At 68.3% G+C, this 20,141-nt stretch carries 17 protein-coding genes; 8 read left to right on the top strand and 9 right to left on the bottom strand.

Translation table 11 applies throughout. The features are described from left to right. Positions 1-87: 87 nt before the first annotated feature. The 3 genes from ACQ1RG_RS08525 (at position 88) to ACQ1RG_RS08515 (ending at position 2,581) form a co-directional block, all read left to right on the top strand. Positions 88-255: a hypothetical protein gene (locus tag ACQ1RG_RS08525; RefSeq protein ID WP_180960595.1), complete on the top strand. Its 168-nt coding sequence runs from the start codon at positions 88-90 to the stop codon at positions 253-255. Then, entirely contained in the window at positions 252-1,694 is a 1,443-nt protein-coding gene (locus tag ACQ1RG_RS08520) for a purine-cytosine permease family protein (RefSeq protein WP_131248361.1), read from the top strand. Before ACQ1RG_RS08525 ends, ACQ1RG_RS08520 begins: the two co-directional genes overlap by 4 nt. A gap of 65 nt (positions 1,695-1,759) precedes the next feature. Further along, positions 1,760-2,581: an HAD-IIA family hydrolase gene (locus ACQ1RG_RS08515; RefSeq protein ID WP_101624016.1), complete on the top strand. Its 822-nt coding sequence runs from the start codon at positions 1,760-1,762 to the stop codon at positions 2,579-2,581. 115 nt (positions 2,582-2,696) lie between these two features. Here the strand turns inward: ACQ1RG_RS08515 and ACQ1RG_RS08510 are convergent, their stop codons facing one another. Beyond that, entirely contained in the window at positions 2,697-3,185 is a 489-nt protein-coding gene (locus ACQ1RG_RS08510) for a winged helix-turn-helix transcriptional regulator (protein ID WP_063249287.1), read from the bottom strand. 90 nt (positions 3,186-3,275) lie between these two features. Here ACQ1RG_RS08510 and ACQ1RG_RS08505 point away from each other — a divergent pair, with 90 nt between their 5' ends. Both ACQ1RG_RS08505 and ACQ1RG_RS08500 read left to right on the top strand, forming a co-directional pair. Continuing rightward, entirely contained in the window at positions 3,276-4,037 is a 762-nt protein-coding gene (locus ACQ1RG_RS08505; protein ID WP_430600045.1) for a DUF899 domain-containing protein, read from the top strand. 105 nt (positions 4,038-4,142) lie between these two features. Next, positions 4,143-5,525 carry a DUF2254 domain-containing protein gene (locus ACQ1RG_RS08500; protein ID WP_095376654.1) on the top strand — a complete coding sequence of 461 codons (1,383 nt, stop codon included), beginning with the start codon at positions 4,143-4,145 and terminating at the stop codon, positions 5,523-5,525. 56 nt (positions 5,526-5,581) lie between these two features. Here ACQ1RG_RS08500 and cls read toward each other — a convergent pair whose 3' ends face one another. From cls to ACQ1RG_RS08480, 4 genes are all read right to left on the bottom strand, one after another. Next, positions 5,582-7,069 carry a cardiolipin synthase gene (gene cls / locus ACQ1RG_RS08495; protein ID WP_095376653.1) on the bottom strand — a complete coding sequence of 496 codons (1,488 nt, stop codon included), beginning with the start codon at positions 7,067-7,069 and terminating at the stop codon, positions 5,582-5,584. Positions 7,070-7,229: 160 nt separating this feature from the next. Further along, positions 7,230-8,405 carry an acyl-CoA dehydrogenase family protein gene (locus tag ACQ1RG_RS08490; protein WP_095376652.1) on the bottom strand — a complete coding sequence of 392 codons (1,176 nt, stop codon included), beginning with the start codon at positions 8,403-8,405 and terminating at the stop codon, positions 7,230-7,232. 26 nt (positions 8,406-8,431) lie between these two features. Then, positions 8,432-10,465: an acetyl-CoA carboxylase biotin carboxylase subunit gene (locus ACQ1RG_RS08485; RefSeq protein WP_197932335.1), complete on the bottom strand. Its 2,034-nt coding sequence runs from the start codon at positions 10,463-10,465 to the stop codon at positions 8,432-8,434. 7 nt (positions 10,466-10,472) lie between these two features. After that, positions 10,473-12,086 carry a carboxyl transferase domain-containing protein gene (locus tag ACQ1RG_RS08480; protein ID WP_342474446.1) on the bottom strand — a complete coding sequence of 538 codons (1,614 nt, stop codon included), beginning with the start codon at positions 12,084-12,086 and terminating at the stop codon, positions 10,473-10,475. Positions 12,087-12,210: 124 nt separating this feature from the next. On the opposite strand from ACQ1RG_RS08480, the gene ACQ1RG_RS08475 reads away from it, so the two are divergent. Continuing rightward, positions 12,211-12,918 carry a TetR/AcrR family transcriptional regulator gene (locus ACQ1RG_RS08475; protein WP_342474447.1) on the top strand — a complete coding sequence of 236 codons (708 nt, stop codon included), beginning with the start codon at positions 12,211-12,213 and terminating at the stop codon, positions 12,916-12,918. Here ACQ1RG_RS08475 and ACQ1RG_RS08470 read toward each other — a convergent pair. Then, complete coding sequence (locus tag ACQ1RG_RS08470) at positions 12,905-13,825, bottom strand: NADP-dependent oxidoreductase (RefSeq protein WP_201671448.1); 921 nt, start codon at positions 13,823-13,825, stop codon at positions 12,905-12,907. The two genes, ACQ1RG_RS08475 and ACQ1RG_RS08470, sit on opposite strands and share 14 nt — an antisense overlap. Positions 13,826-14,028: 203 nt before the next feature. Here ACQ1RG_RS08470 and ACQ1RG_RS08465 point away from each other — a divergent pair, with 203 nt between their 5' ends. After that, positions 14,029-15,174, top strand: coding sequence for a putative glycolipid-binding domain-containing protein (locus tag ACQ1RG_RS08465; RefSeq protein WP_176472500.1), 1,146 nt, complete (start codon positions 14,029-14,031; stop codon positions 15,172-15,174). A 108-nt stretch (positions 15,175-15,282) separates the two neighbouring features. Here the strand turns inward: ACQ1RG_RS08465 and ACQ1RG_RS08460 are convergent, their stop codons facing one another. Continuing rightward, positions 15,283-17,445 carry a 3-hydroxyacyl-CoA dehydrogenase NAD-binding domain-containing protein gene (locus tag ACQ1RG_RS08460; protein WP_201671450.1) on the bottom strand — a complete coding sequence of 721 codons (2,163 nt, stop codon included), beginning with the start codon at positions 17,443-17,445 and terminating at the stop codon, positions 15,283-15,285. A 1-nt stretch (position 17,446) separates the two neighbouring features. Further along, complete coding sequence (locus ACQ1RG_RS08455) at positions 17,447-18,655, bottom strand: acetyl-CoA C-acetyltransferase (protein WP_063249291.1); 1,209 nt, start codon at positions 18,653-18,655, stop codon at positions 17,447-17,449. A gap of 357 nt (positions 18,656-19,012) precedes the next feature. Here ACQ1RG_RS08455 and ACQ1RG_RS08450 point away from each other — a divergent pair, with 357 nt between their 5' ends. Beyond that, positions 19,013-19,405 (top strand): hypothetical protein, encoded by a 393-nt coding sequence (locus tag ACQ1RG_RS08450; protein WP_063249292.1) that lies wholly within the window; start codon positions 19,013-19,015, stop codon positions 19,403-19,405. An 11-nt stretch (positions 19,406-19,416) separates the two neighbouring features. Here the strand turns inward: ACQ1RG_RS08450 and ACQ1RG_RS08445 are convergent, their stop codons facing one another. After that, positions 19,417-20,067 carry an SA1002 family membrane protein gene (locus ACQ1RG_RS08445; RefSeq protein WP_131248354.1) on the bottom strand — a complete coding sequence of 217 codons (651 nt, stop codon included), beginning with the start codon at positions 20,065-20,067 and terminating at the stop codon, positions 19,417-19,419. Between the last annotated feature and the right edge of the window lie 74 nt (positions 20,068-20,141).

Here is a 20,141-nt window from a genome sequence, read left to right as displayed (position 1 = left end):
ACCGTCCGGACGGTATAGAGTCGCACCTGCGCATGGCTCTCAGACGCCGCGCAATGCAGGACGAACGGTCAAAGGAGACCACAGCCGATGATGGACAGGGACTTCCGCACAGAACTCGACCGCCGCTTCGACCTCTACGAGGACCCCGAGAGCGACGAGGGCATCCTCGATCCCCTGCCGTGGCGCGACCTCGGCGTCTCCGTCGCCGTCCTCGCCGTCCTCTCCGCAGCCCTCCTCGCGTGGTGCCTGCTGTGAGCCGGGCGCAGCGCCGCTTCCAGCGCACCGACCTCGCCGATGCCGGATCGACGAGCGACCTGCCGCTGCTGCGCAGGGACCGGATCTGGAGCTTCTGGGACTTCTCGGCGGCGAACATCGGTCTGGCGATCGCGACCTGGGCCTTCCTCCAGGGCGGGGCCGTCGCCTACTACGTCGGAGCGAAGGAGGCCGTGGCGAGTATCGTCATCGGCTACGGGATCTCGATCGTCCTCGTCGCCCTCGCCCCGTGCATCCCCGCCGTCCGCTACGGGATCGAGCAGTTCGTCTCCCTGCGCTCGGCCTTCGGCACCGGCGGTGCCCGGGCGATCATGCTCGCCCTCTCCGCCCTGCTCGCCGCCGCGTGGGCCGCGGTGCTCGCGATCATGTGCGGTCACGCGTTCGCGAACGTGCGGAATGCGCTCTTCGGCACCGACTTCGCCACCGACAGCCTCACCGTCAAGCTCATGGGCCTCACCGCGGTCGTCGTCTCATGGATCATCCTCATGCGCGGTCCCACCTCGATCGAGACGGTCAACAAGATCGTCGCGCCGGGCCTCGTCGTCGTCACCCTCGTCATGCTCGCCCTCATCTTCACCCAGGTCGGATGGTCCGAGCTCGTCGACCTGCCGCCGCTGGCCTCTGACACCGACAAGCACATGGCGTTCATGCTCGCGATCGAGCTCAACATCGCCGGGGGCCTCGCATGGTGGCCGAACGTCGGCAACCTCGCCCGGCTGACGCGGAGTGCGCGGGCGGCGTACTGGCCGAACATGATCGGCCTCTTCCTCGCCTCGGTCATCGCCGCCGTCGTCGGGGCGTTCTCTGCGCTTGCCCTCGGCTCGGACGACCCGACGCAGTGGATGATCCCGCTCGGCGGCTTCGTCCTCGGCGGACTGGCGCTCGTCTTCGTCGGCTTCGCGAACATCACCTCGATCGTCGCCCAGGGGTATGCCGCACTCGTCGCCGTGCGCGGAGGCACCGGCAACATCGGCCGGAGGATGCCCTGGCCGGTACTCGGCGCGGTCATCCTCATCCCCGCCGTCGTCCTCGTCTTCTTCCCCGACGCCACCTACAACAACTACGGTCGGTTCGTCTCGTGGGGTGCGATCGTGCTCGGACCGCTGTGCGCAATCCAGCTCGTCGACTTCTTCGTCCTGCGCAGGCAGCGCCTCGACATCCGCTCGATGTACGACAACCGATCCGGCTCTCCGTACCACTACACCGGCGGGTTCAACCTCGTCGCCTTCGCCTCGATGGCCGCCGGTGCGCTCGTCTACGCGCTCCTCCTCAACCCGGTCGACTACGTCCCGTCCGAGCCGTTCCGCTGGCTCACGGCATCCCTGCCGTCGATGGCGGTCGCCGGCGGCCTCTACTGGGTGCTGTCGAGAACCGTCTCGATGCGCCTCGGACAGGGAGGATTCACCTCGTCATCCGACTGAAGCGTCGAAAGCCGACTAGGCTAGGAGGCAGGCGCTTCGGCCCCCGGACTAGCACGAGGAGAGTCATGGATCGCGAATCGATCGAATGCTGGCTGACCGACATGGACGGCGTCCTGGTCAGGGAGAACAGCGCCCTGCCCGGTGCCGCCGAGCTGCTCGCCCAATGGCGGCGGGCCGACATCCCGTTCCTCGTGCTCACGAACAATTCGATCTACACGGCCCGGGACCTCTCTGCGCGCCTGCGCTCGAACGGGCTCGAGGTCCCCGAGGCGAACATCTGGACCTCGGCGATGGCCACGGCCGATTTCCTCTCCCATCAGGTCGAGCACGGCACGGCCTACGTCGTCGGCGAGGCGGGACTGACGACGGCCATCCACGAAGCCGGGTTCATCATGACCGAGCACGACCCCGACTTCGTCGTCGTCGGCGAGACCCACAACTACTCCTTCGAGGCGATCACGAAGGCGATCCGGCTCATCGATGCGGGCTCGCGCTTCATCGTCACCAACCCCGACGCGACCGGCCCGAGCCCCGAGGGCGTGCTCCCGGCGACCGGCGCGATCGCGGCCCTCATCACGAAGGCGACGAACCGGGTGCCCTACGTCGTCGGCAAGCCCAATCCGATGATGTTCCGCTCGGCGCTCAACAAGATCGGAGCGCACTCGATCAGCACGGCGATGATCGGCGACCGCATGGACACCGACATCATCGCGGGCATGGAGGCCGGCATGCACACCGTCCTCGTCCTCTCGGGGATCTCCACCGCCGAGGATGTCCGGAAGTATCCGTTCCGCCCCGACGAGATCCTCGACGGCGTCTTCGACCTCCTTGACGTCCCGCTCGAGGAGCAGGGCAGCCTCGGCGCCGACGTCACCGGTTCCGCGTAGGCGCCGGTCGTATCGCGGCGCCCCCGAGGCGGATCCGGTCCGATATCCGGCCCGATTTCGCATCGGATCCTCCTCGGGGAGGCGTCTCGGTCTCAGCGCACCCCGCTCTCCCCGGTCACCCGCCGAGGCGGGACTCGAGACGCTGTCTCTGCGCCTCGGTGGCACCGGGGCCGGGGTGGGCCTCGATGCCGGGGACGGCGACCTCGGCACCGCAGCGATCGCATGCGGTCCGCGCCCCGCACTCTCCCCCGCAGCCGGAGTGCCGGTAGACGACGGGAGGGCCGTCGGGTGCAGCCCAGCGGTCGCCCCACGCGGTGAGCGCGATGACGACCTGCCCGAGTTCGGCGCCCTTCTCTGTCAGCCGGTACTCCCTCCCGCCTCCAGTGGCCGACTCGTCGATGGCCATGAGGCCGTTGGCGACGAAGTCGGCGAGGCGCTTGGTGAGGATGTTCGGCGCGATACCGAGGCTGCGTTCGAACTCGGAGAAGCGCGTCATCCCGGCGAACGCCGCATTGCGGATGATGAGCAGACTCCACCTCTCTCCGACGACGTCGAGCGCTCGGGCCGCCGAGCAGTTCTCACGTGCGTACTTGCTTCCCAACATGTTCAGAAATCCTACCGTTATCCACTTGCATGATGAAAGTCACACGCCGTAGACTCATTCCCACCATGCTCACGCTGTGATCGGAGTCACATGTCCATTCCAGAGATCGTCGACGAAGCCACATGGTACGAAGCGCGCAGGCGCCTGCTTGAGAAGGAGAAGGACCTCACCGCGCAGATCGATCGCCTCAACGCCGAACGCCGACGCCTGCCGATGGTGCCGGTGACGAAGGACTACCGGTTCGAGATCCCCGACGGCGATGTCGGGCTCCGCGACCTCTTCGGCGACCACCGACAGCTCATCGTCCAGCACTTCATGTTCGATCCCGCCTGGGACGCGGGCTGTTCGAGCTGCACCGCGATGGCGAGCTCCGCCGCACATCCGGCGCTGCTCGACCAGCTCGCCGGCCGCGGCACCGCGTTCGCCGCGGTCTCCCGCGCACCGCTGTCCAAGCTCATCGCCTACCGGGAAGCAAAGGGCTGGTCGTTCCCCTGGGTCTCCTCGGCGGGCAGCGACTTCAACCTCGACTTCCACGTCACCCTCGATCCCGACCTCGCCCCGAACTCATACAACTTCCGGGACGGGGACGAGCTCATCGCCGCTGACCAGGGGTGGCTGACGACGTATCGGGGCGAGCAGCCGGGGATCAGCACCTTCCTCAGGGACGGCGACGACGTCTTCCACCCCTACTCCGTCTACGCCCGGGGCCTCGAGGTGATGATGCCCGCATACCGCATGCTCGATCTCACCGCGCTCGGCCGGCAGGAGAGCTGGGAGGAACCCGCCGGTCGGGCACCCGCCTTCTACCGCCACGATGCCGGAGTCCTCAACCCGGAGGTCGTCGACGCCTGAGCGCACCGTGCCAGCCCGCGCTAGACTCGCAACTGCCCCTGCTCCGCCGGAGGCCGCAGCACCGCGTCGACGGCGACCGACACCGGATTTCCAAGGAGGCAGCCGATGGCGCAGGCCCACCCCCATCCTTCCGCGACCGGCGAGTCGAGCTCCCCGTCAGAGAAGACCGGTCCGCCCCGGGAGAGCGCTGCCGACCGCCGGGAATGGCGGAAGATGCGCCGGCACATCCGGCCGACGACGATGTGGGACGTCCCGCTGCGCCTTCTCATCGCCTCGGTGGTCCTCGGTCTGCTCACCCCGCTCGTCGACCGCGGACTCGCCCAGGTCTTCTCCCCGTATCCGGATCTCGACTCCGGCAGCGTCGCCTCGCTGCTCGGGATCATCTCCGGTGCCATGGTCACGCTGGCCGGTCTTGCATTCGCCGCCCTGACGACGGCGATGAGCCTGGGGATCACGACGATGTCCGTGCGCCTGGCGCCCCTCCTCCAGAGCGACCGCGTCGTTCAATGGGCCCTGGGTTCCTTCGTCGCCACCTTCGTCTATTCGCTGCTCATCGCCCTGAGCATCGCCCTCGGCGAGGACAGCTACAAACCGTGGACGGGCACCGTCGGAGCGGTCCTCGTCACCCTCGCCTGCGCGGTGATGTTCCTCGCCTTCGTCGTGCGCGTGTGCACACTGCTCAACTCCGGGGCGCTGCTGCGCCGACTCGCCCGTGACGGGTGGAAGGCCCTGCGCTTCTCCCCGGACCGATTCCACACCCACGCCGTCGCCGTCTCCGAACGCTCGGTGCCCGACGGCCACCTCGTCCGACGTCGACACTACGGCTCCGGCGGCGACGCTCTGCTCGCCGTCAACACTCCTCGTCTGCTCGACTTCGAGGACGCGTGGGGATGCACGATCGAACTCGTGCCCACGGTGGGAACCCCGGTGCCCGTCCACACCCTGCTCTTCCGGACGAGTGAGGCGCTGACGAGCAGACAGGAGGCCGAACTCGAGAAAGCGGTGGCCTTCGGCGACATCGAATCCCCGGAGAACGGTCCCTTCGGGGCGATCCGCACGATCTCCGACATCGCGCTCAAGGCGCTCTCGCCGGCGGTCAACGACCCGTCCCGAGCAGTCCAGGCGCTCGACCAGATCGAGGCGATCCTCATCCGGCTCTCACCGATGATCGACGCTCAGGAGAAGGAGCTCGCCTCCCGTCCCGACGCGTCGGTGCTGCGCGACTGGATGCGCAGCTGGGCGGAGTACGTCGCCGCCGCCACCGACGAGATCCGCCAGTTCGGAACGACCTCGATCCAGATCCAGCGCCGCCTGCGCGCGCTCTTCGCCGATCTCGCCTCGATCTGTCCGGCATCCCAACATCAGGCGCTCAGCGAACGTGTGGCCGTCCTCGACCGGGGCACCGACCGGTGGTGGGACGACCCGCTCGATCGCCGGCTCTCAACCGTCGCCGACCCCGAGGGCATCGGCGGGGCCGAACGGAACTGAGCCGCCGCCTCGGCGAGAGGGGTACCGATCCTGTTGGGACCGCGGTCATCCGCGCCTCACGCGAGCGCCGACATCAGCCGCATCGCCGACTCCATGTACTTCCGCGTCCACGGCCGCTGCATCCACTCCTCGAGGGTGAGCTCGTGGCTCTTCTCCCGGTAGTCGTCGATGACCGCGGAGATGTCGCCCACCAGGTTGCCGCCGGTGGTGAGCAGGCTGATCTCGTAGTTGAGCCCGAAGGAGCGCATGTCCATGTTCGATGAGCCCATGACCCCGTACTTCCCGTCGACGACGAAGCACTTCGTGTGGAGGACCGCGGGCTTGGGGTAGAGGAAGATGCGCACACCCGCCTCGAGCAGCGCCTGATAGTACGAGGCCTGGGCGCGGCCGACGACGTACTGGTCGGCCTCCTCGCTGACGTAGAGCTCGACGTCGACGCCCCGGTAGGAGGCGGTGTTGATGGCCGCGAGCAGCGACTCGTCGGGGATGAAGTAGGGACTGACGATCGAGAGCTTCTCCTGCGCGAGGTAGAAGAGGGAGTTGAAGACCTTGAGGTTGGGCTCGGTGGTGAACCCCGGCCCCGAGGGCACGAGCTGCATCCCGCAGACGTCTCCCCCGACGTCGGGGACCTCGACGCCCCACACGTAGTCGCGGATGCCGAGCTCCTCCCCGCTCTCGGTGTACCAGTCGGTGGCGAAGACGGCTTCGATCGTCGCGACGATCTCCCCGCTGACCTCGACCATGATGTCGTGCCAGTGCCGCCCGACCTTGATGTTCGCCTTCATGTCGTAGCTCGAGTCGATCATGTTCTGCGAGCCCATCATCGCCCGCTTGCCGTCGACGACGAGGAGTTTGCGGTGGTTGCGCAGGTCGATGCGCCGCGCCTTGCCCTGCCACGGGATGAACGGGAGCATGAGGTGCCATTCGATCCCGGCCGCGGTCAGACGCTTGCCGAGCGAATGGAATCCCGGGTACTTCCGCGATCCGATGTGGTCGTAGAGGACGCGCACGTGCACTCCGCGGGCGGCTGCCCGCTTGAGCGCTTCGAAGAAGACGTCTGTCGTCCTATCCCAGGCCATGATGTAGATCTCGACGTGGACGTAGTTCTCGGCTCCGTCGACGAGTTCGGCCATCCGCTCGATCGTCCGGTCGTAGTCCATGCTGATGCCGTGGTTGGTCCCGGTGACCATGGGCAGTTCGGTGAGGTTGCGGGCGAGTTCGGCGATGAGGTCGAAGTCGCGCGGCGCCTTGAGCGACGGCGGGACATCGGGCAGGTCGTCGGCGCCCTTGTGCATGAGTTCGTTCGCCATCGCCTGGATGCGCGCCCGCCTGCGGTTGATGTAGGGGCTGCCGATGAGGAGGAAGAGGGGGATGCCGACGATGGGCAGGAAGAGGATGAGGAGCAGCCACGCCGATGACGACGACGGCCGCCGGTTCTCCGGGACGACGCCGATGGCGATGATCTTGACGATGTACTCGATGACGATCCAGGTCACCGACAGCACCGTCGTCCAGTTGATCGACGACCAGTCGATGGGCTCCATCCGCGACCTCCGTTCCTCGGTTGAGGTCCACCCTAACCGGACGAACCCCTCGCCGAGGCGGTCCGCCGCTCCGTACGGAACGACGGGACCGCCTCGGCGAGGGGTGGGTGGTGCGACTCCGGCGCAGAGACCGGGAGGGTCACCTCAAGGTCACGAGATCTCAGAGTCCGAGTTCGCGGGCGATGAGCATGAGCTGGACCTCGGTCGTGCCCTCGCCGACCTCGAGGATCTTCGAGTCGCGGTAGTGGCGGGCGACGAGGTATTCGTTCATGAAGCCGTAGCCGCCGTGGATCTGCGTGGCGTCGCGGGCGTTGTCCATCGCCGCGTCGCCGGCGATCATCTTCGCGATCGCCGCCTCCTTCTTGAACGGCAGGCCTGCGAGCATCCGGGAGGCCGCGAGGTAGTAGGCGGTGCGGGCTGCGACGACGCGGGCCTCCATGCGGGCGATCTTGAACTGGATGCCCTGGAAGTCGGCGATCGCATGCCCGAACGCCTGCCGGTCCTTCGCGTACTTCACAGATTCGTCGACGCAGCCCTGGGCGGCGCCGACGGAGAGCGCGGCGACGGCGATGCGGCCCTCGTCGAGGATGCGGAGGAAGTTCGCGTAGCCGCGGCCGCGTTCGCCGAGCAGGTTCGCCTCGGGGACCTCGACGTTGTCGAAGGTGAGCGGGTGGGTGTCCGAGGAGTTCCAGCCGACCTTGTCATACGCGGGTTCGGCGGTGAAGCCGGGGGTGCCGGCGGGGATCATGATCGTCGAGATCTCCGGGACCTCACGACCCGACTTCGAGGTCTTCGTCCCGGTCACGGCGGTGGCGGTGACGAGGCGGGTGATGTCGGTGCCCGAGTTCGTGATGAAGGACTTCGAGCCGTTGATCGTCCACGTGCCGTTCTCCAGCGTCGCCTTCGTCCGGGTGCCGCCGGCATCGGAGCCGGCCTCGGGTTCGGTGAGACCGAAGGCGGCCAACCCCGAGCCGTCGGTGAGCTTCGGCAGCCACTCCTGCTTCTGCTCCTCGGTGCCGAACCGGTAGATCGGCATCGCGCCGAGGGAGACCCCGGCCTCGAGGGTGATCGCGAGTGACTGGTTGACACGGGCGATCTCCTCGATCGCCAGGCACAGGGCGAAGTAGTCCCCGCCCATGCCGCCGTACTCCTCGTCGAAGGGCAGGCCGAAGAGGCCCATCTGCCCCATCTTGGCAACGAGGGCGTAGGGGAACTCGTGCTTGGCGTCGAGTTCGGCGCTGACGGGGGCGACCTCCTCGTCGGCGAACTTCGCCACGCCCTGGCGCAGGTCTTCGTACTCCTCGGGCAGCATGCCCGGTGCGAATGCGGTGGTCATGGTGGTCTCCTTGGTGGGTGCGGTGGTCATCGGTCGGTGTTCGCGGGGGCGGTGTCGGCGGTGTCGTCGACGACGGCTGAGTCTGCGGTGTCGTCGACGACGGTGGCGAGCACCTCGTCGAGGGCGACCTGGGCTCCCGGCACTGCGGTGACGGTGACGGTGCCGGCCGCGGGGGCGGTGAGCACGTGCTCCATCTTCATCGCCTCGACGACGACGATCGCATCGCCCGCCTCGACGTGGTCGCCGGAGTCGACGCGGACCTCGACGACGGATCCGGGCATGGGGGCGAGCACCTCGGCGCCGCCCTCGCCCGGGGTGAGCGAGGTGTCGGCCTGGGTGCGGGTGAAGACGTGGATGCCCCGGTCCCCCGCCACCCAGATCGTCCGGTCGCGGGCGTCGGAGAAGACCCTCCCGGTGTGCTGGACGCCGTCGACGAGGACGTGCCAGATCCCGTCGTCATCGACGACGACGTCGTCGACGCGGCTCTCCACGTGCACGGACTCCCCGTCGACGGTGAGGTCGACCGTGGGCCGGAAGTCCGGACGGGAGGTGCGGAAGGTCCGCGGCCCTGCCCACGCCGAGGCGGCGCCCGCCATCGCGAGCGTGTCCGCGGTCAACTCCCCGGTGATCTCCGCGCCCGCCCGACCCTGGGTCGCGAGCACGGCGGCGACGGCGAACTGCCGGTCGATGTCCGTGGCCGTGTGGGCGAGCTGCTCCTCGCCGAGGCGGTCGATGAGCGAGGTGTCGAGGTCACCGGCGGCGACCTCGGGCAGGGTGATGAGGGTGCGGAGGAAGTCGATGTTCGTCACGACACCCGGCACAGCCGAGGCGGCCAGTGCCGACTCGAGTCGGTCGAGAGCGGTCGCCCGGTCGGGTCCGGTGGCGATGAGCTTGGCGATCATCGGGTCGTAGTCGGAGGCGACTGCCTGGCCGGCTTCGAGGCCGTTGTCGACGCGGATGCCCTCGCCGTTCGGGAAGACGACGTCGATCGCGCGGCCGCCGGTCGGCAGGAAGCCGCGGGCGGGATCCTCGGCGTAGATGCGGGCCTCGACGGAGTGGCCGGTGAGCGTGATGTCGTCCTGGCTCAGCGGCAGCTCCTCGCCGGCGCCGACGCGCAGCTGGAGTTCGACGAGGTCGACCCCGGTGACCTCCTCGGTGACGGGGTGCTCGACCTGGAGGCGGGTGTTCATCTCCATGAAGAAGAACTCGTCGGGACGGTCGGCGCCGACGATGAACTCGACGGTGCCGGCACCCCGGTAGCCGACCGAGCGGGCCGTCTCGATCGCGGCCTCACCGATCCGGGCCCGCGTCTCGTCGTCGAGGAGCGCCGACGGCGCTTCCTCGATGACCTTCTGGTGGCGGCGCTGGAGCGAGCATTCGCGTTCGCCGAGGTGGATGACGTTCCCGTGCGCATCGGCCATGACCTGGACCTCGATGTGGCGCGGGGTGGCGACGAGGCGTTCGAGGAAGAGCGTGTCGTCGCCGAAGGAGTTCTGGGCCTCACGGCGGGCGGTCTTGAGTGCGGCCGGGAGTTCGGAGGGCTCGAAGACGGCGTGCATGCCCTTGCCGCCGCCTCCGGCGGAGGGCTTGATGAGGACGGGGAAGCCGATGTCGCTGGCGGCGGAGATGAGCGCCTCGTCGGAGGACCCGGCGTCCTTCGTGCCCGGCACGAGGGGGACGCCGCGAGCGGAGACCGCCTGCTTCGCGGTGATCTTGTCGCCCATCGTCCGGATCGCCTCGGGGCCGGGGCCGAGGAAGACGATGCCCGCGGCATCGCACGCGGCGGAGAAGTCGGCGTTCTCGGAGAGGAACCCGTAGCCGGGGTGGATGGCCTCTGCTCCCGTCGCCGTCGCGGCGGCGATGACCTTGTCGATGTCGAGGTAGGACTCGCTCGCCTGGGCGGGGCCGAGGCGCACGGCGGTGTCGGCGGCTCTCACGTGGGCGGCGTGGGCGTCGGCGTCGGAGTAGACGGCGACGGTGCGGATGCCCAGCCGCTTGGCGGTGCGGATGACGCGCAGGGCGATCTCGCCGCGGTTGGCGATGAGGATGGTGTCGAACATAGTCAGCTCACATTCTGAAGACGCCGTAGCCGTCGGCATCGAGCGGCCGGGCCAGGGGCGAGAAACGGGCGAGGTCGAGGGCGAGGGCGAGGATCTCTCGGGTGTCGGCGGGTTCGATGATCCCGTCGTCCCAGAGCCGGGCGGTCGAGTAGTACGGGTTGCCCTGGGCTTCGTACTGGTCGCGGATGGGCTGCTTGAACTCGTCCTCGGCCTCGGCGGACCAGGTCTCACCGTGGGCTTCGAGCTGGTCGCGTTTGACCGTCGAGAGCACGCTGGCGGCCTGTTCGCCGCCCATGACGGAGATGCGGGCGTTGGGCCACATCCACAGGAAGCGCGGTGAGTACGCACGGCCGCACATCGAGTAGTTGCCGGCGCCGAAGGAGCCGCCGATGACGACGGTGAACTTCGGCACGCGCGCGGTGGCCACGGCGTTGACCATCTTCGCCCCGTGCTTGGCGATGCCGCCGGCTTCGTAGTCGCGGCCGACCATGAAGCCGGAGATGTTCTGGAGGAAGACGAGCGGGATCGTGCGCTGGTCGCAGAGTTCGATGAAATGTGCACCCTTCTGCGCAGACTCGCCGAAGAGGATGCCGTTGTTCGCGATGATCCCGACCGGATGGCCGTCGATGTGAGCGAACCCGGTGACGAGGCTCGTGCCGTATTCGGCCTTGAACTCGTGGAACTTCGATCCGTCGACGAGGCGGGCGATGACCTCGTGGACGTCGTAGGGGACCTTCGAGTCGACGGGCACGACCGCGGTGAGCTCGTCCGGGGAGTGCAGCGGCTCCTCCGGCTCGATGACCTCCCAGTTGGGGGCCGGCTGCGGGCCGAGGGTGGTGACGATGTCGCGCATGATCTCCAGCGCGTGGGAGTCGTTGGCGGCGAGGTGGTCGGTGACGCCCGAGGTGCGGGAGTGCAGGGCGCCGCCGCCTAAGTCCTCGGCGCTGACGACCTCACCGGTCGCTGCCTTGACCAGGGGTGGGCCGCCGAGGAAGATCGTGCCCTGTTCGGAGACGATGATCGTCTCATCGGCCATCGCGGGCACGTAGGCGCCGCCGGCGGTCGAGGAGCCGAGGACGGCGGCGAGCTGCGGGATGCCTGCGGCAGACAGGGTGGCCTGGTTGTAGAAGATCCGCCCGAAATGCTCGCGGTCGGGGAAGACCTCGTCCTGGCTGGGCAGGTTCGCCCCGCCGGAGTCGACGAGGTAGATGCACGGGAGTCGGTTGTCCTTCGCGATCTCCTGCGCCCGCAGGTGCTTCTTCACCGTCATCGGATAGTAGGTGCCGCCCTTGACGGTCGCGTCGTTGGCGACGATGACGCATTCGCGACCCGAGATCCGGCCGATGCCGGTGATGATCCCGGCGCCCGGGCTGGCGTCGCCGTACATGCCGTTCGCGGCCAGCGGGGAGAGTTCGATGAACGGGGAGCCCGGGTCGAGGAGGGCTTCGACGCGGTCGCGGGGCAGCAGCTTGCCGCGGTCGAGGTGCTTCTGCCTGGCCTTCTCCGAACCGCCCTGGGCGGTGGCGCCGATGCGCTCCCGGAGTTTGGCGATGAGTGCGGCGTGTGCCTCGGCGTTGGCCTGGCCCTTCGCCGGATCGACCGCAGTTCCCACTGCTCTCATTCCATGTCCCCTTGCTGCAGATTCAGTTAATCGTCGTTAACTGACTGCTATGATACTGCCCACAGGGCGGATGTGACAACGCCCACGCAGACAGCACCGAGGCAGATGGCTGGGAGGAGCGAGGATGGCAGTGACGACGTCGACGCGCGCCGAGGCGAAGGCCGCCCGGCGCGAGCAGCTGCTCGAGGTCGCGAAGACGCTCTTCGCCCGGCACGGCTTCCATGGTGTCCGGCTCGACGACCTCGCGAAGGGGGCGGGCATCTCCGCACCCGCGGTCTACAGGCATTTCTCCTCGAAGGAGGCGGTGCTCGAGGAGCTGCTCGTCGGGATCTCGGAGTACCTCCAGTCAGGGGGCGCGGAGATCGTCGGCGACGCGGAGATCGTCGGCGACGCTGAGATCCCCGGAGACGCGCTCGTGGCGCGGTCGGACGACTCCCCCGCCGAGGTGGGCCCGACTCCCCCGTCCCCCGCTGGCGCGGACTCAACGCTGAGCGCGCTCATCGACTTCCACATCGCGTTCGCGATGGCCGAACCCGATCTCATCCGCATCCAGGACCGTGACTTCGCGGCCCTGCCTGAGGCCTCGCGGCGGGCCGTGCGCAGACTGCAGCGGGCGTACGTCAGCCAGTGGGCGCAGGTCGCCGTGCTCGTGCACCCGCAGTGGAGTCTCGAGGCCGCGACGGTGCGGGTGCATGCGGCGTTCGGGATGATGAATTCGACGCCGTATCAGGCGCGGGGATCCGCCGCCGAGGTGGTCCGCCGGGAGCTGCGGGCCGCCGCTGCGGCGGCGCTGGGGCTCCCGGCGGAGGTCGACGACCTCAGGGGACGATGACGAGCTTGCCCCGGGTGTGACCCTCAGCGCTTGAGCGGAAGGCGTCGGCCACCTCGGCGAGGGGGAAGATCTGGTCGACGTCGACGGTGAGCTGCCCGTTGTCGACGAGCTCGGTCAGGCGCGCGGTCGTCGCCCCATCGGGGCGGACCCAGATGTAGCGGCCGCCGTGCTCGGTGACAGTGGGGTCGGCGATCGAAGCGTGCGTGCCAGCATCGGCGAGGACGGCGAGCGTGATCTCGAGCTGACCCCCGACGAAGTCGGCGACGGCGTCGACGGGACCACCGGCGAGTTCGCGGACGCGGTCGGCCAGGCCGTCGCCGTAGGTGATCGGCTCGGCACCGAGCCCGCGCAGGTAGTCGTGGTTGCGTTCCGAGGCGGTGCCGATGACGCGGGCACCTGCAGCCTTGGCGATCTGCACGGCCATGCTGCCCACCCCGCCGGCGGCGCCGTGGATGAGCAGGGTCTTCCCGTCGAGGTCGCCGAGGGCGTCGAGCGTGCGCAGGGCGGTGTTGCCGGCCAACGGCAGTCCGCCGGCCTGCTCCCAGCTCAGCCCCGCGGGCTTCTTCGTCACGGCGTGGACGGGGACGGCGACCTTCTCGGCGAAGGTGCCGCCGCCGAGGACGTCCTTGCGGGCGTAGGCGACGACCTCGTCGCCGATCACGAACTCGGGGGTGTCGAAGCCGAGGCCGATGACGGTGCCGGCGACGTCCCAGCCCGGGATGACGGGGAACTGTGTGGGGAGGAACCGGTCGAGACCGCCGCCGACGAGCTTCCAGTCGACGGGGTTGACTCCTGCGGCTCTGACCTCGATGAGGACGGAGGCCGGCGGGACCTTGGGGTCGTCGATCTCGCGGACCTCGATGTCATCGAAGTCGTCGGTGAACCGGTCGTAGACGGCTGCGCGCATGGTGTCTCCTCAGGCAGGGTGCGGAGTGAGATGTCTGGCCGCACCGTGTTGTGCGCCCATGCGACGCACAACATCCCCGGCCCATCCGCTATTCCGATCGTCGGCCCACTGTTCCGAACGTCCCGATCGTCGGCCTCGACTGACGTCGTCGGTCGACTCCGTCACGCCGAGGTCGTGTCAGTTCGCCGGCGTAGCCTCGTGCCATGGCCTTCCATGACTCTCCTCCGCCCGAGTTCGTCAGCGACCGTCTCATCCTCCGTCGCTTCGATGACCAAGATGCCGAGTTCGTCCTCGGGCTCCATGCGCATCCCGGCATCGCCCGATTCATCCCCTCGGCGGTGATGTCGAGCGCCGATGACGCCCTGGCCTGGATCGCCGAGGCGGAGACGATGAGCGGCCACGCTCGCGGACGCTGGTGCGTGACCCTCCATGACGGCACGCCTGTGGGTGCGGTGATCGCCAAGCCTATTCCCTACAGCAGCGGGGAGTCCGGCGACGAGGTCGAGGTCGGCTGGCGATTCCATCCGGACTTCGGGGGCCGGGGCTTCGCCACCGAGGCGGGAGAGCTCCTCCTGTCCGCGTGTCTGGCGAGCGGTCTCGATCGGGTCATCGCCGTCGTCGACGCCGACAACCTCGCGTCGCACGCGGTATGCCGGCGCATCGGCATGACCGCGCTCGGGGAGACGACGAGGTACTACGATCAGTCGCTGCTCGTCTTCGAGGCCGGTGTCGGCAACGCTCGGTCGCGCCAGGTGTCCTGGGTGGGGGTCGACGACCCGGCCCGCCGTGACTCGGCGGACATCCTCCTCGACGACGGACTGCGGGCGTTCGGCCGACAGGTCACCGAGGACTATGCCGCAGCGTGGACGGTCGACGCTTCAGCAGGATGGGTCACGCGCACCGTCGATATCGCCGTGCAGGGTACGGGGTGGCGGCGAACGCTCACCCTGTCCCGCGATCCCGACACCGGCTGGTGGGCCGGTGAGACACATGCGTCCGGACAGCCGACGACCCCGTTGGCCGAGCCGGGCATCGTCGATGCCGAAGCGCTCTCCGGGGCCCTCGACTGCGACCTCGGTCTGTGCCCGCTGACGAACACGATGCCGATCCGGCGCCTGGACGTCCAGACGGACACCGCCGACGAGCACCCGCTGACGATGGCGTGGATCGACATGCCCTCACTCGAGGTCATCGCCGGCCCACAGATCTACGCGGGCATCGACGCCGAGCACGTCCGATACACGAGCGGGACGAGGGATTTCACCGCCGAGCTCACGCTCGACGAGGACGGTGTTGTCATCGACTACCCGCAGCTGGCCGAGCGCACGACCGCCGACTATTCCCGCTGACCAACCGCCGACCCTGCGTCGACGACGCCGGAGGCCCGGACGAATCGCGTCGTCCGGGCCTCCGGCGGATGGGCACGCCCGTGAGCTCTACGGGCGGTCGAGGTCATCTCACTCGTACGTCTCGCCGGTCTTCGCGCGCTCGATGAGTGAGGCGGGCGGGGTGAAGCGCTCACCGTAGGTGGCGGAGAGCTCGTTCGCACGCTCGACGAACCCTGCCAGCCCGCCCTCGTACTGGTTGACGTACTGGAGGACGCCGCCGGTCCACGCGGGGAATCCGATGCCGTAGATGGAGCCGATGTTGGCGTCGGGCACCGAGGTGAGCACGCCCTCGTCGAGGCATTTGATCGTCTCGATCGCCTCGGCGAAGAGCATCCGCTCCTGGAGGTCGGCGAAGGGCTCCGTCGTCGACCCGGACTCGAAGTGCTCGCGTAGGCCCGGCCACAGGTGGGTGCGCTTGCCGGTCTCGTCGTACTCGTAGAACCCGGCACCGTCCTTGCGCCCGGTCCGTCCCTGCTCGACCATCCAGTCGATGACGGCCTCCGAGGGATGCTCATCCCACGTGCCCCCGGCCGCCTCGACGGCGGCCCGGGTCTCCTGGCGGATCTCCTGGGACAGGGTGAGCGTGAGTTCGTCGAGGAGCTGGAGCGCCCCGGTCGGATACCCGGCCTGGAGGGCCGCTTGCTCGACGCTGGAGGGTTCGACACCCTCACCGACGGCGGCGACCGCCTCGGCGATGAAGGTCCCGATGACACGGGAGGTGAAGAACCCGCGGGAGTCGGTGACGACGATCGGGGTCTTCCTGATCTGCTGGACGAAGTCGAAGGTCCGCGCCAGCGTCTCATCAGAGGTCTTCTCTCCCGTGATGATCTCGACGAGGGGCATCTTGTCCGCCGGGGAGAAGAAGTGGACGCCGATGAAGTCCTTCTCCCGTTCGACTCCGGTCGCAAGTTCCGTGATCGGCAGGGTCGAGGTGTTCGATCCGAGCACGGCGTCGGGGGCGACGACGTCCTCGATCTCACCGAAGACCTGCTGCTTGACGGGCACGGACTCGAAGACGGCCTCGATGACGAAGTCGACGCCGTCGAAGTCGTCGACGGACGCACTCGGGTGGATCCGGGCGAGTACCGCCTCGGACTTCTCCGGGGTGGTCTTGCCCTTGGCCAGGGCGGCCTCCTCGCGCTTGCGGGCGTAGTCCTTGCCCTTCTCGGCGTTGGCGAGTTCGACGTCCTTGAGGACGACCTCGATCCCGGCCCGGGCCGCGGTGTAGGCGATCGCGGCCCCCATCATTCCGGCTCCGAGGACGCCGAGCTTCGTCACCGGACGCGGCTCGAAGCCGTCGGGGCGCGAGCCCCCGGCGTTGATGTGGCCGAGGTCGAAGAAGAACGCCTTGATCATGTTCTTCGCCACCTGCGTGTGGGTGAGGCTGACGAAGTAGCGGGTCTCGACGGTGAGCGCGGTGTCGATGTCGACAAGCGCACCCTCGACGGCGGCGGCCATGGCCGCGCGCGGGGCAGGCATCGGCGCTCCCTTCGTCTGGCGGCGCAGAGTCGCCGGCAGCGCGGGCAGCATCATCGCGATCTTCGGCGAGCTCGGCGCCCCGCCGGGGATTGTGAAGCCCTTGACGTCCCAGGGCTGGACCGCCTCGGGGTTGGCCTTGATCCACGCCTTCGCCCGGTCCTCGAGCTCGGCGGCGGGCGCGAGTTCGTCGACGAGGCCGAGTGCCTGGGCGTCGGCTGCCGTGAACTTCGTGCCTGGGAGGATGACCTTCTGCAGGGCGTCCTGGAGACCGAGCATCCGCACGACGCGGGAGACGCCGCCGCCTCCGGGCAGGAGTCCGAGCGTGACCTCGGGCAGACCGAAGCGCGCGGACTTGACGTCGTCGGCGGCGATCCGATGGTGGGTGGCGAGCGCGATCTCGAGGCCGCCGCCGAGCGCCGCTCCGTTGAGCGCGGCGACGACGGGCTTGCCGAGCGTCTCGAGTCGGCGCAGGAGCGCCTTGATGTGCTCGACCTGGGCGGTCTCGGCTTCGGAGTTGTCCGGGTCCGCGCGGCGCAGCCTCTCGAGGTCGCCGCCGGCGAAGAACGACTTCTTCGCCGAGGTGAGGACGACGCCGGTGATGTCGTCGACGTTGGCCTCCAGCCAGTCGACGGTCTCTTCGAGGGCCGCCCCGAAGTGGTCGTTCATCGTGTTGACCGAGGAGTCGGGGTCGTCGAGGACGATCGTGACGATGCCGTCGGCGTCGGTGGTGCGGGAGTATTCAGCGTTCGTCATGTCAGACCCTTTCGATGATCGTCGCGATGCCCATGCCTGCGCCGATGCACAGGGTGACCAGTCCGCGCCTGAGGTCGCGGCGTTCGAGTTCGTCGAGGACGGTGCCGAGGATCATCGCCCCGGTCGCCCCCAGCGGGTGGCCCATGGCGATCGCACCGCCGTTGACGTTGACCTTCTCGTGCGGGATGTCGAGGTCCTTCATCCACTTGAGGACGACGGCGGCGAAGGCTTCGTTGAGTTCGAAGAGGTCGATGTCGTCGACGGTCATTCCGGCCTTGTCGAGGACCTTCTTCGTCGCCGGGGTCGGTCCGGTGAGCATGATCGTCGGTTCGGATCCGACGACGGCGGTGGCGACGATGCGGGCGCGTGGGGTCATGCCCATGGCCTGCCCGACCTTCTCATCGCCGAGGATGACGAGGCCGGCGCCGTCGACGATGCCCGAGGAGTTCGCCGCCGTGTGGACGTGGTCGATCTCCTCGACCCAGTGGTACTTTTGCAGGGCGACGTCGTCGAAGCCGGTCTGCGCGGCGAGCTTGGCGAAGGCAGGAGGCAGCTGGGACAGCGATTCGACGGTCGATCCGGGACGCATGTGCTCGTCCCGGTCGAGGATCGTCACTCCGTTGAGGTCTTTGACGGGGATGACTGAGTCGGCGAAGCGCCCGGCCTCCCACGCCTCGGCGGCGCGGCGCTGGGATTCGGCGGCGTAGGTGTCGACGTCGGTGCGGGAGAAGCCCTCGGTCGTGGCGATGAGGTCGGCACCAATGCCCTGGGGGACGAAGTAGGTGTCGAAGTTCGTCGTCGGATCGTGCGACCATGCGCCGCCGTCCGAGCCGAGGGGGACGCGTGACATCGATTCGACGCCGCCGGCGAGGACGAGGGATTCGAAGCCGCTCGCGACCTTCTGGGCGGCGAGGTTGACGGCCTCGAGACCCGAGGCGCAGAAGCGGTTGATCTGGACGCCGGCGACGGATTCGTCGAGTCCGGCCACCAGCGCCGCGGTGCGGGCGATGTCCGAGCCCTGTTCGCCGACCGGGGAGACGACGCCGAGGACGATGTCGTCGATCTGGGCGTCGTCGAGGTCGGGGTTGCGCTCGCGCACGGCGTCGATGAGGCCGACGACGAGGTCGATGGGCTTCGTGCCGTGGAGGGCGCCGCCGCGGTTCCGGCCGCGCGGCGTGCGCACGGCGTCGTAGATAAACGCTTCGCTCATGTGTTCCTCACAGTCGTCAGGGAGATCGCACCTCTCCCCGCAATGGTGGTGACTCGCACTCGCAGCGACAGCGAACCGTCGCCGGTGAGCCCGCCGATCGAAGCTGATCGATCGTTCACTAATGGTGTCGATCCCATTGAACACCGCATCGCTGTGATGGTCAACACACGCCCGATCCACCGCCTGTCAGCGCGGATCGCGAGCGCCGTTCGCGAGGGACGACGCCGCCTGCAGGCGCGTGCCGAAGGTCACATCTCGGTTCGGTCACGGGACACCCGGACAACAGGCGCAGTGATTAGGATAAGGCGACGCCTCGCTCCGAGCAGTCACCCCATCCCTTCGAGATTCAGGAGAATCATGTCCGCGCTCACCCCTGCCCGCCTGCGTCCAGGCCTCGCTCTCATCCTCGCCGCCGGTCTGCTCGCCGGCCCCATCGCTCTCGACGCCTCCCCTGCAGAGGCGGCGACGAAGTCGTGCAAGGTCTCGATGTCGAACTCGAAGCCGAAGCAGTACTCGAACACGACGGTCAAGGTCACGAAGGTCGGCGCGAAGGCGAAGGTGACGACGACCGCGCACTACAAGACGACGAAGACGAAGAAGTCCGCGACCGCCTCGAAGAAGGGGACGGCGAACCTCAAGTACTACATCTCGGGGGCGACACCGGGCAAGAAGGTCAAGGTCACGGTGACCGCGAAGAAGGGCAAGACATCGTGGTCGTGCTCGACGTCGTTCACGCCGAAGAAGAAGTGATCTCGCGGAACTCAGTGCTTGGGTCTGCGCGCCCTCTCGGCATCCGCGTCCGGGGACTCGACCTCAGCGGCAGGCGACTCCCCCGCGGAACCGGGCGCCGCCTCGGCGGGGTCGGCGTCGATTCGGATCTTGGCGATGGCGACGGCGACCCAGATGGACAGGAGCACCGGGAGGAGGATCGCGATGAGGGCGGAGGGATTGAGGACCGACGAGAGGTAGGAGTTGAGCTCCTGCGTGACGTCGCGTTCGTTGATCACCCGGCCGAGGCCGTTGAGCTGCTCGAAGATCACCTGGTAGACGGTGACGTAGATGAGGAACCACTGGATGTAGTACTCGGTGATCGTCAGCAGCTCGGCGCTGATTCCGGTGCGCTGGATGATCGGCTGGACGATGAGGAACATGACGATCCCCGATGCCAGAGCCACCGAGATGACGCCGAGGAAGAGGCCGAGGCTGATGTCGAGGAGGGCGACGCCGCCGATGTAGAGGCCGAGCATGATGATGACGATGACCATGCCGACGACGGTCATCGCCAGCCCGAGCCCGATCGCGCCGAGGAAGCCGCCGACCCGTCGCCACGTCCGGTGCCCCGGCGGCGTCGTGAGGAACCCCATGATGAGGAAGAGGCCGCACAGGACGACGAGGTGGATGAGCAGCGACATGCGATTCTCCGTTCGCCTCGACGATGCGCGTGCTCTCAGAGTACACAGCCGCGGGTCACCGGCGGACCACGACG

Origin of the sequence: Brevibacterium sp. K72, from assembly GCF_050562175.1 — a bacterium.
Taxonomy (GTDB): Bacteria; Actinomycetota; Actinomycetes; order Actinomycetales; family Brevibacteriaceae; genus Brevibacterium; species Brevibacterium casei.
The sequence above is the reverse complement of the archived record's forward strand: the minus strand, read 5'-3'. Positions and strand labels throughout refer to the sequence as shown.